This window comes from Maribacter sp. C-4077 (assembly GCF_055378385.1).
This window is the reverse complement of sequence record NZ_AP038807.1, coordinates 858,240-875,000: the sequence shown is the minus strand read 5'-3', so window position 1 is coordinate 875,000 and position 16,761 is coordinate 858,240. Positions and strand designations below refer to the sequence as shown.

Here is a 16,761-nt window from a genome sequence, read left to right as displayed (position 1 = left end):
GGGAGATGACCACGTCGATAGGCCATAGGTGGAAGGGCGGTAACGTCCGTAGCCGAGTGGTACTAATTGCCCGTCAGGCTTGCGCCACGACGCCCCTCCCGTACACCGGGAGGGAGCCCTCCTTTTTTTCTTTACCGCCTTCTTTTTGCGAAAGCATCGTGATTCCTTTTTTTAAGGTACCTGTTCCATTATTATGTCATCATAAAAACATTGAAGACTTAGGTGGCCATGGCGACGGGGCACACCCCTTACCATTCCGAACAGGGAAGTTAAGACCGTTTGCGCCGATGGTACTGCTATACCAAGTGGGAGAGTAGGTAGCCGCCTTCCTCAAAGCCCCCTTACATAACGTAAGGGGGCTTTTTTTTATGTCTGTAAATGATAGTATGATTTTCTTCTAATCTAAAGAAGTCATACTTATAAAATGAATATCGGTTTGGAAAGTATCTTTCAATTCATCAATCCTTAAATAGAACTTCGTTATAATTGGATGTTACCAAGTATTCATTTTTCAGCAAGACTAAATATTCAATAATTTCCTTCCTATAGTCAAATTCGGCCGATAGACAATCCTTGTAATTTTGGTCGTATACTTCAATAGCGATATACCAATTTCCTTTTCTTGTTTCATAGAGGTTGCCCATAACCGGATCCAATTCGGCAGTAAGCAAAACCCCATCAATAGCAAGGGGTACCAAATTGACCGTTTTTGTTGGTATTTCTACTTCATAAAATGAAAATAGAAAGTCCTTGTCTTCAATGGTAAAGGGAACATCGAGCCAGACATCTACATCGTTTAAAGAATATTTTATATTGATATAATTGTAAAATTCATTCGCTTGCTTAGGGTCTTCAAAAATATACATTTGTCGTTTTGGAAGTTGTCTTTTAAACTTTTTACCTTTTGAAATCGTGTAATCCTCTATAGATGGAGCGATTCTTATTGGGATACACGAGTTGATTAAAAGCAAGGACATCACCACTAAATATTTTGACATATGCTCTTTTTGAGGGTATTTAGTCCAGTGGCGATTTTATAAAGGCCGTTAGACCTATCTTTTTTGAATCAAAAATTGAGCCAAGTACAGCAAAAAAAACCGCCTCATTTCAAGAACGAGACGGTTCCCTATACTGTTAGGATTTCTAAAACCCAAAATGAGCAATAAAAAATCCCCGCCTGAACGGACGAGCAGGTATTACGGCTTCAAACTACTTCAAATACACGATGTTTTAGCTGTTTTTTAATTTAACCATAGCCATGCTATGCTAACATCAAGAAAACACCTGTTTTTATTGAATTTGAACCCTCATGACGTAGTCCAGATGCATAATATTTGGGTTAAACCCTTGGCAAATCACCATCGCCCTTTAATGGCAATGCCGATTCCCCCATCAAATATTTGTCGACATGGTGCGCCGCTTGTCTACCTTCTGAAATTGCCCAAACGATGAGGGACTGACCTCTTCGCTGGTCTCCTGCAACAAATATTCCAGGGACATTTGTTTTATAATCGATTTCAGAGGCTTTAATATTGGTTCTGTTGTCCATCTCCAAACCTAGTTGCTCGGCAATCGTGTTCTCAGAACCTGTAAAACCAAGTGCTAGCAATGCCAATTCACATTTCCATTCCCTTTCTGTGCCCTCAACCTCTTTTAATTGCGGTCTTTGTCCGGGTACGGTGACCCATTCTACTTCAGAAGTTATCAACCCTTTTAGGTTGCCTTTTTCATCGCCTATAAACTTTTTGGTCGATATACTAAAAAAACGCTCGGCCCCTTCCTTATGGGAGGAACTGGTCCTCAATCGCATCGGCCAGAATGGCCATGGTTGGTCCTTGGGTCTATCGGGTGTGCCCATGGGCATAATCTCGAAATTGGAAACCGATTTGGCCCCCTGCCTAAACGAGGTCCCAATACAGTCTGAACCAGTGTCCCCACCACCAATAACGACGACATCCTTATCCGTTGCCAAAATCTCTTCACCCAAATCCTTGATGCCATCAACACGTCTGTTGTTTTGTCCCAAGAAGTCCATGGCCTGCACTACACCTTTTAAATCGGCTCCTTCAATGGGTAACTTTCTTCTTACGGTTGCGCCACCTGTTAGCACAATAGCGTCGAAATCATTTTTTAGGGAACCTGCTTTAATATCCTTACCAATATGCACACCACATTTGAATTCGATTCCCTCTTCTTTCAATACCTCCAATCTTCGGTCTATTACATGCTTTTCCATTTTGAAATCTGGGATACCATATCTCAGCAAACCACCCGGTTTTTCATCCCTTTCAAAAACAGTTACCAGATGTCCGGCCCTATTCAATTGCTGCGCAGCGGCCAAACCTGCAGGTCCAGAACCTACCACGGCCACTTTTTTACCTGTTCGCTCCAAAGGAGGCTTTGCGGTAATCCATCCTTTTTTAAATGCGGTCTCAGCAATGTTTTTTTCAATATTCTCAATGGTGACCGGGTCTTCGTTGATACCCAAAACACATGCTTCTTCACAAGGAGCCGGGCACAATCTACCTGTAAACTCTGGGAAATTATTGGTGGAGTGCAGTATTTCACTGGCTTTTTCCCATTTACCACGATAAACAGCATCATTAAAATCCGGTATCAAATTTCCCAAAGGGCAACCACTATGACAGAACGGGATTCCACAATCCATACATCTGGCACCTTGGTCCTTAACATCTTTTTCCTCCATAGGCAGCGTAAACTCCCTATAGTTTTTGATACGCTCCTCCACGGGAGCATACGATTCTACCTTTCTATCGATTTCCAAAAATCCTGTTATCTTCCCCATTTCCCGATTTTATATTGTTTGTAAATTTTCTTTCTCCAAGCGGATCAATGCCTGTCTATATTCCTCTGGGAACACCTTGATGAATTTAGGTAGATAAGCTTCCCAATTTTCCAAAATACGTTGGGCCAATGGACTCATTGTGGAATTGTAATGGCTTGTAATCAAATCCTTCAATTGTTTGATGTCCTGGTCTTCTTCTACTTTTAAAAGATTGAGACCTTCCCCGCTACATCTGTTTCTAAATGTCTTTTTCTCGTCGAGTACGTATGCGATCCCGCCACTCATACCGGCACCAAAGTTTCTTCCAACTTCTCCCAAAATAACGGCAACTCCGCCGGTCATGTACTCACAACCATGGTCACCAATACCTTCCACAACAGCCTTTGCGCCGGAATTTCTAACGCAGAAACGCTCGCCCGCCTTACCATTGATATAGGCCCTACCGGCAGTAGCGCCATAAAGGGTCACATTCCCTGTGATGACATTTTCTTCCGGAACGATGGTGGAGCCTTCCGGAACCCGTACTACCAACTTCGCCCCCGAAAGCCCTTTTCCTAGATAATCGTTGGTGTTACCATTGACGATCATGGTCAAGCCTCTGGTGGCAAAGGCGCCAAAACTTTGACCTGCAGAACCTGTGAAGTTAAGCTTCAAAGTGTTGATCGGTAAACCTTCCGCACCATAAGTTTTGGATATTTCATTGCTAATAATTGCACCTACGGCCCTGTCCGTATTGCTAATGGGGTAATCCAAGGTCAATTTTTCCTTTCGGAACAAGGACGGATTTGCTTTTTCTATGATGTCGAATTCGATGGAATCGAATACATCGTGCTTTTGTTTTTCCGTATTATAGAACTTGGTTCCTTTTGGTACATCGACCTGATGCAATATAGGGGTCAGATCGATGCCATTGGCCTTGTAATGATCTATGGCCTTTTTTCGGTCTAGCTTATGCACCTGCCCTACCATTTCGTTAATGGTCCTAAAGCCAAGCTGAGCCATAATTTCCCTCAATTCTTGAGCTATGAAATACATGTAGTTGACCACGTGTTCCGGTTTTCCTTCGAACTTTTTACGCAGTTCTGGATTCTGTGTTGCGATACCAACCGGGCAGGTATTCAAATGGCAAACGCGCATCATGATACAACCCGATGCGACCAAAGGTGCGGTGGCAAAGCCAAATTCCTCCGCCCCCAACAAACAGGCTACGGCAACATCGCGGCCCGTTTTCAACTGTCCGTCACATTCCAAAACAATTCTGTTCCTTAGGTCGTTGAGTACCAATGTCTGTTGTGCCTCGGCAATACCAAGCTCCCATGGCAACCCGGCATGTTTCAAGGAGGTGAGGGGAGAGGCTCCCGTACCACCATCGAAACCGGATACCAAAATTACATCGGCTTTGGCTTTTGCAACCCCGGCTGCGACCGTTCCAACACCTACTTCCGATACAAGTTTTACGTTGATCCTGGCCTTCCTGTTGGCCGATTTCAAATCATATATCAGCTGCGATAAATCCTCAATGGAGTAAATGTCGTGGTGCGGTGGTGGCGAGATCAGCCCTACATACGGTGTGGAATTTCGAGTTTTGGCAATGGCGGGATTTACTTTGGGTCCCGGCAATTGTCCACCTTCCCCTGGTTTAGCCCCCTGGGCCATTTTAATCTGGATTTCCTTGGCGTTGGTGAGATAGTTGGATGTTACCCCAAATCTGCCCGAAGCAACCTGCTTTATGGCACTGTTACGCCAATCCCCGGTGGCATTTTTGTAAAATCGCTCCTCATCTTCACCTCCTTCACCGGAGTTACTTTTACCTCCAATTCGGTTCATCGCAATGGCCAAATTCTCATGGGCTTCCTTGCTTATGGAGCCGTAGGACATCGCCCCGGTCTTAAATCTTTTTACGATTTCTGTCCATGGTTCAACCTCGTCCAGCGGAATTGGGTCATAGTTTGAAAACTCGAAAAGTCCCCTGATGGTCATCAAGTTTTTGGCCTGCTCGTTCACCATTTGTGAGAACTCCTTATACGTTTCAGGTTCGTTGTTTCTTACGGATTTTTGGAGTTTGGCGATTGTCAATGGGTTGAACATGTGTTTTTCGCCATTTCTCCTCCATCTGTATTCGCCTCCAATTTCCAGATCCAAATTGGCATCGACTTCCTTGGTGGAGAATGCCTTTTGGTGGCGTTTTGCTACCTCTTTCTCAATTTGGTAAAGGCCGATTCCCTGAATCCTTGTAGGTGTATTGGGGAAATATTTATCGACCACTTTTGTGTTGATACCTATACACTCGAAAAGTTGTGAGCCACGGTAGGAGTTCAAGGTAGAGATTCCTATTTTGTTCATGACCTTTAAGATACCTTTTCCAATGGCCTTGTTGTAATTCTTAATGGCCTCCTCAAAGGTAAATTCATGGATATCCTGTTCCTCAATTTGTTCCCCTATGATTTCGTTTACCAAGTATGGATTGATGGCACTTGCCCCAAACCCGAACAACAAGGCAAAATGATGTACTTCCCTTGGTTCCGCTGATTCTATTATGATGCTAAGTTTTGAACGTTTGCCCAGTTTTTGTAGTCCGCTATTTATATAGGAACAAGCTAACAACGCCGGTATGGGTGCGTTCTCCTTGTTCACATTTCTATCGGATAAAATAATAATATTCGCCCCCTCGTCCGCAGCTTGCGAGGCTTGCGTCAATATGGACTGTAAGGCATCTTCCAAGCCATTATGTCCCTTTTCCACTGGATATAGCATGGAAATGGAAACCACCTTGTAATCCGGACTGGCGTCATAATTCTTAATCTTGTCCAAATCCTCTTTGGAAATAACCGGGTTCTGGATCTTTAACTTCCTGCAATGCAGTTCCGAAAATTCAAAGATATTATGGTCACTGCCTAAGGTTAGACTTATATCAGTAATCAGCTCTTCACGAATACCATCCAAAGGCGGATTGGTTACCTGGGCAAAGAGCTGCTGAAAATAATTGTAGATAAGTTGTGGCCTTTCTGACAACACGGCAATGGGAGTATCGGAACCCATGGACCCAATTGGTTCCTTACCCGTTTTTCCCATGGGAAGTATAATGGTGTTGATATCTTCCAAGGTGTATCCAAAAACCGATTTACGCTTTTCCAAAGAAGCTTCTCCCAAGAACAATGGGCAATCATTATAAGGTATATCCTTTAAATGGACCAGATTTTTGTCCAACCATTTTTTGTACGGATGTTTTTTGGCTATCTCCTCTTTGATTTCCTCGTCATTTACGATACGACCTTCCTCCATGTTCACCAAGAACATTTTTCCGGGCTCCAAACGGCCATGGAATTCCACATTTTCAGGTGCGATTTCAACGACGCCCGTTTCGGATGACATCACCACATAATCGTCCTTTGTAACGGAGTATCTGGAAGGTCTAAGCCCATTTCTGTCAAGCAATGCACCAATGTAGTTTCCATCCGTAAAGGGTATGGAGGCAGGGCCGTCCCATGGTTCCATCATACAGGAGTGGTATTCGTAGAATGCCTTTTTCGCTTCGGACATTTCCGTATTTTTTTCCCAAGCTTCTGGAACCAAAATCATCATGACCTCTGGTAATGAGCGTCCTGTCATCAGCAATAACTCAACGACCATATCCATAGTGGCGGAGTCCGATTTGCCCGGTAAAACGATAGGAAGTATGTTTTTAATTTCATCGCCGAACATTTCACTTTCCAGTAGCTCCTGTCTGGAGAACATCCTTGAAACGTTTCCTCTCAAGGTGTTTATCTCACCATTGTGGCACATATACCTAAATGGTTGTGCCAAATCCCATGTTGGGAATGTGTTGGTAGAAAAGCGTTGGTGTACCAAGGCCAATCTTGTCACGACCCTTGGGTCCATGAGATCGGAATAATAAAGACTGATGTCCATGGGCATCAGAAGCCCCTTAAATATTATAATCTTGGTAGATAGGCTGGGTACGTAGAAAAACTTACTTTCGGAAAGTTTTGATTTTATAATGGCGTGTTCAGTGACCTTTCTGGCTATGAACAATTTCAAATTGAAATTGAAGTAGGATTGTTCCTTGTTCTCCTTTGCTATGAAAACTTGTTTTACAAAAGGTTCGGTTTCGGCAGCAATTCTTCCGGGTACTGAACGGTTTACCGGAACGTTTCTCCAGCCTAGTAATTTAAGCCCTTGTTTCTTTATGTTTTCCTCGAATACTTGAATGCAATACTCCCGCTGATTCTGTTTTTGTGGGAAAAACACGTTGCCAACAGCATACTCACCTTGTTCTGGAAGTTCAAAAGTGCAAACCTCCTTGAAGAAGACATGGGGTATATCTATCAATATACCTGCACCATCCCCTGTTTTGCCATCTGCACTTACAGCACCTCTATGCTCCAGCCGTTCCAGAATTTCAAGTGCCTTATGAATAATATCATTGGATTTTTTTCCTTTAAGGCTACAAATAAAACCGGCACCACAGTTGTCGTGCTCAAATTCTGGCAGATAAAGTCCTTGCTTCTTCAATCTCATAATTTATCGTATTTCTTCAAAAATATTATTTTATTTAAATTATAATCAGTGAATAAAGGGTAATCAAGTAAAATATTTAACGTTTTTAAATAAAGCTTAAAATATCTTTAAATCATAATTTTTGAGTAGGTCAAATTATCATATTGATAAATGTATGATAATATTAAGTAAGCCCATTGACTATATTGGGGGTCGTGGTCTTGAAATGAAGGTATATCACAATTTCACCCCTACTTATGTTATGGGTAACAGGTATGGGATTTGTTTTTTATTGCTTGCACCCTAATTTCTATAGGGTGTTACTAACTTGAAAAAGGTTTATTTTAAGATGGACCGTGAAATAACGATTTTTTGGATCTCAGATGTGCCCTCATAAATTTGTGTAATTTTGGCGTCACGCATTAGTCTCTCCACATGATAATCCTTAACAAATCCATTTCCTCCATGAATCTGTACGGCTTCAACGGTGGTCTCCATGGCTACCTGTGAGGCATATAATTTGGCCATGGCACCCGAAAGGTCATAGTTCGCTCCATTGTCCTTTTCCTTTGCTGCTTGATAAACCAGCAATCTTGCCGCTTGTATTTGGGTATGCATATCCGCAAGTTTAAAGGCAATGGCTTGGTGATTGCTGATCTCTGTTCCAAACGCCTTTCTTTCCTTTGAATATTTCAAGGCCAATTCATACGCACCTGCGGCAATGCCTAAAGCTTGGGCGGCAATCCCTATTCTTCCCCCCGCCAAGGTTTTCATGGCAAATTTAAACCCGAATCCGTCCTCACCGATCCTATTTTCCTTTGGCACCTTTACATCGTTAAAAAGTAAGGAATGTGTGTCGCTACCACGGATACCCAATTTGTTTTCCTTGGGGCCGATTTCAAAACCTTCCATTCCCTTTTCTACAATGAGCGCATTGATTCCCCGATGCTTTTTATCCTTATCCGTTTGGGCGATGACCAAATATACGCCTGCCGTTCCACCGTTGGTAATCCAATTCTTGGTACCGTTCAAAAGATAATGGTCTCCTTTATCAATGGCAGTGGTTTTCTGGGATGTGGCGTCACTGCCCGCCTCGGGTTCGGATAAACAGAACGCCCCAATGATTTCCCCCGTTGCCAGTTTATGCAGATATTTTTCCTTTTGTTCCTCGGTCCCATAGGTTTCAAGACCCCAACAGACCAATGAATTGTTTACAGATACGATTACAGAGGAGGAGGCATCGACTTTGGATAGTTCCTCCATCACCAGTACATACGAGAGGGTATCCAATCCACTTCCTCCGTATTTTGGATCCACCATCATTCCCAAAAAGCCCAATTCTCCCATTTTTCTGACTTCCTCTTTCGGAAATTTTTGTTGCTCGTCCCTTTCGATAACTCCTGGAAGCAATTCGTTTTGTGCAAAATCACGCGCCGCTTGTTTAATCAGCTCCTGTTCTTCGGTAAGTTTAAAATCCATCGTACTTTTTTAAAAAGGTATATCAACAAATATAAGCCTATACTATTTAATTATTTAATCTGATATTGAATCAGTTCAATTCTATGTTACGATATCTACCGACTTAATTCTACCGAGAGACATAATTTTGTTAAAAAATGCGATGTAATGGATTGACTTTCAAACGCCTTTAGGATAATCTATTTTTGGCTATGGTAGGATTGACAATTTTGGATATCTTTAGGGAATTTCAAAATTTATAATTGAGACTTATATTTGATACCTTACATAGGAGGAAACTAAAAACCAACAGCGCATGGAAACCATTATTATCATTGTTTTTTTAGCGGGATATCTCGCGATTACCCTGGAACATAATTTAAAAATCGATAAGCTGATTCCAGCTTTGGCCATGATGGCCATATTGTGGGCGCTCATCGCCTTGAACCATATGCCCGTTTTTGAAGTGAATGCGGAGCTAAGGGAATTGGAGCCGACACACTTGGATGAGATTTTGCTCCACCATTTAGGCAAGACGGCGGAAATTTTGGTTTTTCTTTTGGGAGCCATGACCATTGTTGAGATTATCGATTATTTTGACGGTTTTGCCACCATCAAAGGATACATAAGAACTAGGAGTAAAAGAAAGTTGCTGTGGCTGTTTTCTATTTTAGCATTTATTCTATCTGCCATTATTGATAATCTTACGGCTACTATTGTACTTATTACAATTTTGCAAAAGGTCATCAATGATAGAAATACACGGCTTTGGTTTGCGGGTATGATAATCATCGCCGCCAATGCCGGTGGTGCGTGGTCACCAATAGGTGATGTTACCACTACCATGTTGTGGATAGCCAACAAGGTATCTGCTGGGCAGTTGGTAATACATGTATTGATTCCTTCAATAATTTGTATGGTAGTCCCCACACTTATCGCGGGAACAAATAGTGCTTTTAAAGGAAATATAGAAGGTAGTTTTGAAGAAGAAACGCCAAAATCGAAGTATGGTTCTACAATGTTGTATTTAGGTCTTGGAGCCATAGTTTTTGTACCCTTTTTCAAGACTATTACACATCTACCGCCATACGTTGGTATGATGCTTTCCTTGGCCGTGGTTGCGACGTTCGCAGAGATTTATAGTAACAAAAAGTTTAGTATTACTTCTTTAGATGGGGAACACAGCGATACACAAGGACACCATAGCCCCGTGCATCACTCCTTATCAAAAATAGAATTGCCCAGTATTTTATTCTTCTTGGGAATCCTTTTGGCCGTTGCCGCCTTGGAATCCCTGGGAATGCTTTTCCATTATGCCGAAAGTTTGAATCAGGCTATTCCCAATACGGATATCGTGGTGATGTTGTTTGGTGTGGGATCTGCAGTAATTGATAATGTGCCTTTGGTTGCCGCTAGTATGGGAATGTTCGGGGAATCTATGGATAATCCTCTTTGGCATTTTATCGCATATTCTGCTGGTACAGGCGGAAGTATGTTAATAATTGGTTCTGCGGCAGGGGTTGTTGCCATGGGCATGGAAAAAATCGACTTTTTCTGGTATTTGAAAAAAATAGCATGGCTTGCTTTTGTTGGGTTTATCGCAGGTGCCGGAGTGTTCATTTTATTAAGAGATTTTGTCCTGCACGGATAATTTAATCTGCAATTCACCGTTATAATGGCAAATTTCATTTATAGAATACTATGTTGTTAATACAAGATTTGTCACAAGATCCGGCTATGGGCGAAGTGATTTCCGAAGAGAAAACACTTTCCGTAATGGACTTGGTTTTTAATGGCGGTACGGGTAGCGTCGTTATCATTACCGTATTGTTTTTGATGTTGGGCGTGGCCCTTTACATTTACTTTGAACGGCTTTTGGCCGTCAATGCCGCTTCCAAAATCGATAAGAATTTCATGAACCAAATACGGGATCATGTCACTTCCGGAAAATTGGAAGCGGCCAAAATTCTATGTGCCCAGACGGATTCCCCAGTGGCCAGATTGACTGAAAAAGGAATTTCCCGCATTGGGAAACCCTTGGATGATATCAATACCGCCATTGAGAATGCTGGTACACTGGAAGTGTATAAACTGGAAAAAAATGTAAGTGTTTTGGCCACAGTTGCCGGGGCCGCACCAATGATTGGTTTCTTGGGAACCGTGATCGGTATGATTTTGGCATTCCATGAAATGGCAAGTAGCGGAGGCCAGGCAGAAATGGGCTCTTTGGCCTCTGGAATATATACTGCCATGACCACTACCGTTGCAGGTTTGATCGTGGGTATTATCGCCTATATGGGTTACAACCATTTGGTGAACAGAACGGATAAGGTGGTCCATAAAATGGAAGCAAATGCCGTAGAGTTTCTGGATTTATTGAACGAACCACTTTAATATTTCAATATGAAATTAAAAGGAAGGAATAAAGTTAGTCCAGACTTTAGCATGTCGTCCATGACAGATATCGTATTTCTGTTGTTGATATTTTTCATGCTAACGGCCAATTCTCCTAATGCCCTGGATTTATTATTACCAAAGGCAAAGGGAAAGTCCACTAATACACAAAATGTATCCGTGAGTATCGACAAGAACTTGCAGTACTTTGTGAACAACCAGAGAATTAACGGAGAGTACATTGAAATTGAATTAAAAAAAGCACTGGAAGGCCAGGAAAAGCCTACAATTATCCTAAGGGCAGAAGAGAGCGTTGCCATAAAGGAAGCGGTAAACGTAATGGATATCGCCAATAGGAATAATTACAAGGTCATTTTGGCGGTGCGGCCTAACTAATGGCATTTTTAGACACGAGACACAAGAAAAAATCCCTTACACTAACAACTTTGCTTTTGAGCATTCTGTTGTTGGTGCTTTTCTACATTGGTCTGACCTATATGGATCCACCGATTGAAAACGGAATATCCGTGAATTTTGGCACGACCGATTTTGGTAGCGGAAGGGTACAACCTAAGGAGCGCGTACGTTCGGAACCTTTGGAAACTCCTCCGGTAGAACCTACAAAACAAGAAGTATCGGAAGCTATTGAAAAGGTTCCGGAAAAAGTACAGGAAGAACAGGTCAAGGAGGCACCATCAGAAAAAGTGCTTACCCAAGAGGATGAGGAATCTATCAGGATAAAGCAGGCCCAAGAGGCCAAGAGAAAGGCAGATGCCGCTGCAGCGGAACAAAAACGAAAGGCCGAGGCCGCCGAACAAAAAGCAAAGGCCGAAGCGGAACGAATTGCACAACAAAAACGGGAAGCCGAAGAACAAGCCAGGCAGGAACAGGAGGCCAAAAAACGTAAGTTGGACGAACTTATGGGCGGACTAAATAAATCTGACGGAACGGCTTCCGGGAGTGAGGGCGATGACAACAGGGCCGGTGATAAAGGCAGCCCAGATGGAGACCCTTATGCAACTAGTTACTATGGGAGTCCGGGTTCCGGTAGTGGAACTGGAGGTTACGGCCTTAATGGACGCTCTTTGGTGGATAAGGGAAAAGTACCCCAAGATTGTAACGAATCCGGACGGGTTGTGGTCAAAATTGTGGTTGATAGGAGCGGTAAGGTAATTTCCGCAACGCCAGGTGTACGAGGTACCACCAATAATAACCCATGCCTGTTGGAACCCGCCAGAAAAACGGCCTTTATGCACAAATGGAACCTTGATTCCAATGCACCAAGTCAACAGATCGGATTTGTAGTAGTGAACTTTAAACTAGGGGAGTGACCTATCAGCAGACCTTGGATTGGATGTTCGCACAACTTCCAATGTACCAGCAAAAGGGCAAGATTGCGTTCAACACAAAATTGGATGGAATCCTAGAATTTTCAGAATATCTAGGGAATCCACACAAAACCTTTAAAAGTATCCATGTAGCGGGAACCAATGGTAAAGGGTCGAGCAGCCATATGCTCGGGTCCATTCTACAGGAAGCAGGATACAAGGTGGGTCTTTATACATCGCCCCATCTTAAGGATTTCAGAGAACGTATCAGGATCAATGGAAAACCGGTCAAAAAAGGCTTCGTAACAAAATTTATTTCCGAAAATCGGGATTTTTTTGATAACCGACACCTATCCTTTTTTGAGATGACTGTAGGTATGGCATTTCGGTATTTTTCGGAACAACAGGTGGATATTGCCGTGGTTGAAGTAGGACTGGGAGGAAGATTGGACTCTACAAATATCATCACACCTGAAATTTCCTTGATAACGAATATTGGCTTTGACCATATGGAAATGCTAGGGGATACCCTTCCTAAAATCGCTTTTGAGAAAGCAGGAATCATCAAGACAAATGTTCCTGTCGTCGTTAGTGAATATCACGATGAAACCGCACCTGTGTTTATGGAAATAGCTAAAGAAAGGAATGCTAAATTGATATTTGCGGAAAAGGAAATTTCTGAAACGTACCAGACATCGTTAAAAGGAAAATATCAAACTAAGAACATCAAAGGTGTTTTGGCGGTCATTGCGGCGTTGCCAAGTTTTAACATTCAAAATGAAAATATTGCGAAAGGATTACATAAGGTTATCGAAAATACGGGCCTGATGGGTCGCTGGCAACAATTGGGACAAGCGCCAAAGATTATATGTGATACGGCACATAACAAGGAAGGATTGCAGTTGGTTTTGGATCAGCTAATGGAAGAGGTTTATGAAACATTGCACATAGTCCTAGGTTTTGTAAAGGAAAAGGATTTAACATCGATACTCCCCATGTTTCCAGTCCATGCCGTCTATTACTTTTGCCAGCCGAATATTTCTCGTGGTCTCCCTGCCAATTTACTAAAGGAAATGGCCGAAGACTATAATTTACATGGGACTGTTTTTGATACCGTTTCAAAAGCATATAATGCTGCAAAACAAGCTGCTACAAAATCCGATTTTATTTTTGTGGGAGGCAGTACTTTTGTAGTGGCAGAAGTTGTTTAAATTTTTTATTTTTTTCTTTTGGTGTAAATAAAACTATTCTATATTTGCACTCCTTTTAGGGCTCTTAGCTCAGTTGGTTCAGAGCACCTGCCTTACAAGCAGGGGGTCACTGGTTCGAATCCAGTAGGGCCCACTAGTAAAATCAAGCCTTCACAGATGTGGAGGCTTTTTTGTTTCACCCTATTGCACGTAGATTGCACGCATGTAGAGGGTATATTTTTTCCATCTATCTAATTTGGTAAATTAGTAATAATCAATTGATGGAGAGACAATTGCATCTCAACTAAGCTTAAGTAATCTATTAGTGGTTACTGAAATTCTTTAATTATCAAAAAATTCACCTGAGGTGCATATTTTTATCACAAACAGCCTTACATTTCAGCTACACTAACTTCTGCGGCTATAGACACAACAATAAATTATAGCTAGTTTTGTACTATCAAAACTGAAATACAAAGTGCTTCTAGAACGGCTAAAACATATTATCGAGCAGGGCGAGGGTACTAGAACCGAATTCAAGGAATCTCGGTCAAAGCTGCCCAAAAACCTATTTGAGTCCATTTGCGCCATGCTCAATAGAGACGGCGGGGATATTGTTTTGGGCGTAAATGATAGCGGTGTTGTTACTGGAGTAGATAAAATGAAGGTCGAAGAACTCAAAAGTAATTTGATCACGCTCTCTAACAATGCCAATAAATTGGAACCTCCTTTTATACTATTCCCCCAAGAATATGAAATTGGGAATGAAACGGTAATTCATATCCAGGTGCCAGCAAGTTCCCAAATGCACAAAAGCGCAGGACATATTTTTGACAGAAGTAGTGATGGGGATTTTAAGGTGGGCGAGCCGCAATTAATTGCGGATATCTATAATAGCAAACGCAACCATTATTCTGAGGGTACGATTTATCCATTTGTTCAGCTTTCTGATTTTAATTCGAAATTGTTCATGCGAGCAAGGAAATTGATTCGGGGGAATAATCAAAACCATCCGTGGTTATCACTCTCGGACGAACAATTGTTGCAAAAAGCAGGGCTTTGGAAAAAGGACTATGCCACTGGTAAAGAAGGGTACACATTGGCAGCCATTTTGCTATTTGGTAAAGACGAAACCATACAGCAAATTTTACCACACTATAAAATCGATGCTTTGGTACGCAAAGATAATGTTGAGCGTTATGACGATCGGTTATACTGTACCACCAATCTAATTGATGCATATGACGAATTGATGGATTTCGTTGAAAAACATCTTTCGGATCCTTTCTTTTTAGAAGGTACACAACGAAGAAGTTTGCGAGGAATCATTTTCAGGGAAATTATCGTGAATATGATTGTGCATCGCGAATATACCAATGCTCAGCCGGCCACTTTCATTATTTTTAGGGATAGGGTCGAAACCGAGAATGCGAACAATCCGCATGGAGAAGGGGTTATCTCACCGATTGATTTTTCGCCTTTTCCCAAAAACCCGTCCATCGCGAAGTTTTTTATGCAATTGGGCAGGTTCGATGAATTAGGGTCTGGTATTTTAAATGTTAATAAGTACATCAAAGCATATTCGGGAAAGGATAACCCTCAATTTATTGAAGGAGCTACTTTTAAAACTATAATTCCTGTTCCTATTCGTGGAGCAGGTGACCTAAAAACTAGTGGAGCTAATGAGGGTGTAATTGAAGGAGCAATTGAAGGAGTAATTGAGGGAGTAACTGGGGGAGTAAAAAACCGTTTGATTACGCTTGTTGCCAAAACCTATAGTAACCCCGGCATTAAATCGACTGAGCTACAAGAAGTACTTAATGTATCCGAAAGAACGATAACATCTGATATTAAAAGGCTCGGAGATTTTATTGAATACAGGGGCAGTAAAAAGACAGGAGGGTATTTTCTCAAGGATACTATTAAACAAATCTTGGACATTACGAATATGGATAAAGTTGCGGGATAACCTGCGGATTAAATTGCGGTATAAATTGCAGGATAAATTTTAGGTTCCCTATTTCTGATAAAAATCCCCACCTAAAGGATCAAGACAATAATTATTTGGCCATTCATAGTTTTAAAAATGAGGTGGTTAAACAAACCATTTCAGACCTTGGATTACATCAAACACTTGATAAAAGAGCTTCACAACGAATTATTGAACGACTGGTCGAAATGGAAGTTCCCAAAACAAGAAATAAGGTAACTTAAAAAATCAATTTGCTTTTCAAGAACCTATGCAAGTCGTCTGTCTACAAGAAGAAGCCTTTTATGCCCTGTTCACAAAGGTTATCGAACATGTAGAATCGAAAAGGCGGGATACACTTGACAGATGGATCGATGGTGAAGAGGCCATGTCCATTTTACGGATCAAGTCGACCACGACACTCCAAAAATTGAGGGATGAAGGTAAAATAAGGTTCTCCCAGCCCCAAAAGAAAATCATACTTTACGATAGGGAATCAATTATGGAATATATCGAAAAACACGCCCGAGAAACTTTTTGACTATGGAAGAAGATATCAAAGTAGATGAAACGTTTAAAAAATCCTTTAACCTTGGCTACCGACTAGCGGCCGAACTAAATCTCAAAGTTCCGTTGCTTCATAACCAAGAAAAAATAATACCCGAAAACCCTATGCATTTGGGTATGCAACAGTTTATTGAAGAGTCCAAACTGTCAAAAACAAAGAGACAGCAAAATTCAGTAGAAAAAAATGAAAAAGGTAGAAAGGGCAAAGGTTTAGGACTTTGAATCTATAAGCCCGGATTTATTAGACCTTGTTTCCCTAAGGGTTAGCTACTAATAAAGAAGCCAACCTTCCCATTTTTAAGCCTTCATATGGCCAAATGATGAAATGAGCATATGATTATAGGAATATAGCTATAAAGCTATAGTAGGACAATCAATGTTTCTATGTTATCAAGTTAGTCTTCTTATACTTCCGCCCTACGGAAGTCGCACAAACCTTCCACTCCAATCCTTCCGTTCGGACACGCTACGCAGGTCCGACTATGAATTCTTTCCGTTCCAGTTTTGCCCGACACCCTCGAGGCCGCTCAAAAGCAAAAGCGGCAGAAAAGC

Annotated in this window: 12 protein-coding genes, 1 tRNA gene and 2 rRNA genes (1 of these 15 cut by a window edge); 11 read left to right on the top strand and 4 right to left on the bottom strand. The window is 41.7% G+C overall.

Features of this window, described 5'->3' with window-relative positions:
* Together ACZ41C_RS03875 and rrf are read left to right on the top strand one after the other, a co-directional pair.
* A 23S ribosomal RNA gene (locus ACZ41C_RS03875) occupies positions 1 to 87 on the top strand; it begins 4,175 nt to the left of the window's first position.
* Between the two features lie 131 nt (positions 88 to 218).
* Positions 219 to 330, top strand: a 5S ribosomal RNA gene (gene rrf, locus ACZ41C_RS03870).
* Between the two features lie 128 nt (positions 331 to 458).
* Here rrf and ACZ41C_RS03865 read toward each other — a convergent pair.
* The 4 genes from ACZ41C_RS03865 to ACZ41C_RS03850 all read right to left on the bottom strand — a co-directional run bounded on the left by ACZ41C_RS03865 (position 459) and on the right by ACZ41C_RS03850 (position 8,782).
* Positions 459 to 998 (bottom strand): hypothetical protein, encoded by a 540-nt coding sequence (locus ACZ41C_RS03865; protein ID WP_464564465.1) that lies wholly within the window; start codon positions 996 to 998, stop codon positions 459 to 461.
* A gap of 341 nt (positions 999 to 1,339) precedes the next feature.
* Positions 1,340 to 2,806, bottom strand: coding sequence for a glutamate synthase subunit beta (locus ACZ41C_RS03860; RefSeq protein WP_464564463.1), 1,467 nt, complete (start codon positions 2,804 to 2,806; stop codon positions 1,340 to 1,342).
* Positions 2,807 to 2,815: 9 nt separating this feature from the next.
* Positions 2,816 to 7,324: a glutamate synthase large subunit gene (gltB, locus tag ACZ41C_RS03855; protein WP_138259581.1), complete on the bottom strand. Its 4,509-nt coding sequence runs from the start codon at positions 7,322 to 7,324 to the stop codon at positions 2,816 to 2,818.
* A 318-nt stretch (positions 7,325 to 7,642) separates the two neighbouring features.
* On the bottom strand, positions 7,643 to 8,782 hold the full coding sequence (locus ACZ41C_RS03850; RefSeq protein WP_138259582.1) for an acyl-CoA dehydrogenase: 1,140 nt from the start codon (positions 8,780 to 8,782) through the stop codon (positions 7,643 to 7,645).
* Positions 8,783 to 9,077: 295 nt separating this feature from the next.
* Between ACZ41C_RS03850 and nhaD the strand changes: the two genes are divergently transcribed.
* The 9 genes from nhaD to ACZ41C_RS03805 all read left to right on the top strand — a co-directional run bounded on the left by nhaD (position 9,078) and on the right by ACZ41C_RS03805 (position 16,431).
* The gene (gene nhaD / locus ACZ41C_RS03845; RefSeq protein WP_464564460.1) at positions 9,078 to 10,412 is read left to right on the top strand and encodes a sodium:proton antiporter NhaD; all 1,335 of its coding nucleotides are present in this window, start codon (positions 9,078 to 9,080) and stop codon (positions 10,410 to 10,412) included.
* Between the two features lie 50 nt (positions 10,413 to 10,462).
* Complete coding sequence (locus tag ACZ41C_RS03840) at positions 10,463 to 11,155, top strand: MotA/TolQ/ExbB proton channel family protein (RefSeq protein WP_138259584.1); 693 nt, start codon at positions 10,463 to 10,465, stop codon at positions 11,153 to 11,155.
* Between the two features lie 9 nt (positions 11,156 to 11,164).
* The gene (locus ACZ41C_RS03835; RefSeq protein WP_094997637.1) at positions 11,165 to 11,551 is read left to right on the top strand and encodes an ExbD/TolR family protein; all 387 of its coding nucleotides are present in this window, start codon (positions 11,165 to 11,167) and stop codon (positions 11,549 to 11,551) included.
* Positions 11,551 to 12,486, top strand: coding sequence for a cell envelope integrity TolA family protein (locus ACZ41C_RS03830; protein WP_154920346.1), 936 nt, complete (start codon positions 11,551 to 11,553; stop codon positions 12,484 to 12,486). The genes ACZ41C_RS03835 and ACZ41C_RS03830 overlap by 1 nt, the downstream gene beginning before the upstream one ends.
* Positions 12,483 to 13,694: a bifunctional folylpolyglutamate synthase/dihydrofolate synthase gene (locus ACZ41C_RS03825; protein WP_464564456.1), complete on the top strand. Its 1,212-nt coding sequence runs from the start codon at positions 12,483 to 12,485 to the stop codon at positions 13,692 to 13,694. Before ACZ41C_RS03830 ends, ACZ41C_RS03825 begins: the two co-directional genes overlap by 4 nt.
* A 58-nt stretch (positions 13,695 to 13,752) precedes the next feature.
* A tRNA-Val gene (locus ACZ41C_RS03820) sits at positions 13,753 to 13,827 on the top strand.
* 324 nt (positions 13,828 to 14,151) lie between these two features.
* Positions 14,152 to 15,642 carry an AlbA family DNA-binding domain-containing protein gene (locus ACZ41C_RS03815; protein WP_464564454.1) on the top strand — a complete coding sequence of 497 codons (1,491 nt, stop codon included), beginning with the start codon at positions 14,152 to 14,154 and terminating at the stop codon, positions 15,640 to 15,642.
* A gap of 271 nt (positions 15,643 to 15,913) precedes the next feature.
* The gene (locus ACZ41C_RS03810; RefSeq protein WP_464564452.1) at positions 15,914 to 16,183 is read left to right on the top strand and encodes a helix-turn-helix domain-containing protein; all 270 of its coding nucleotides are present in this window, start codon (positions 15,914 to 15,916) and stop codon (positions 16,181 to 16,183) included.
* Positions 16,184 to 16,185: 2 nt separating this feature from the next.
* A complete protein-coding gene (locus ACZ41C_RS03805) occupies positions 16,186 to 16,431 on the top strand; it encodes a hypothetical protein (RefSeq protein ID WP_464564450.1) in 246 nt (81 codons plus the stop codon).
* Positions 16,432 to 16,761 lie beyond the last annotated feature (330 nt).

Bases quoted from the DNA above. Each gene is read 5' to 3' on its own strand.
- ACZ41C_RS03865 (WP_464564465.1), bottom strand. From the start codon at position 998: ATGTCAAAATATTTAGTGGTGATGTCCTTGCTTTTAATCAACTCGTGT.
- ACZ41C_RS03860 (WP_464564463.1), bottom strand. From the start codon at position 2,806: ATGGGGAAGATAACAGGATTTTTGGAAATCGATAGAAAGGTAGAATCG.
- gltB (WP_138259581.1), bottom strand. From the start codon at position 7,324: ATGAGATTGAAGAAGCAAGGACTTTATCTGCCAGAATTTGAGCACGAC.
- ACZ41C_RS03850 (WP_138259582.1), bottom strand. From the start codon at position 8,782: ATGGATTTTAAACTTACCGAAGAACAGGAGCTGATTAAACAAGCGGCG.
- nhaD (WP_464564460.1), top strand. From the start codon at position 9,078: ATGGAAACCATTATTATCATTGTTTTTTTAGCGGGATATCTCGCGATT.
- ACZ41C_RS03840 (WP_138259584.1), top strand. From the start codon at position 10,463: ATGTTGTTAATACAAGATTTGTCACAAGATCCGGCTATGGGCGAAGTG.
- ACZ41C_RS03835 (WP_094997637.1), top strand. From the start codon at position 11,165: ATGAAATTAAAAGGAAGGAATAAAGTTAGTCCAGACTTTAGCATGTCG.
- ACZ41C_RS03830 (WP_154920346.1), top strand. From the start codon at position 11,551: ATGGCATTTTTAGACACGAGACACAAGAAAAAATCCCTTACACTAACA.
- ACZ41C_RS03810 (WP_464564452.1), top strand. From the start codon at position 15,914: ATGCAAGTCGTCTGTCTACAAGAAGAAGCCTTTTATGCCCTGTTCACA.
- ACZ41C_RS03805 (WP_464564450.1), top strand. From the start codon at position 16,186: ATGGAAGAAGATATCAAAGTAGATGAAACGTTTAAAAAATCCTTTAAC.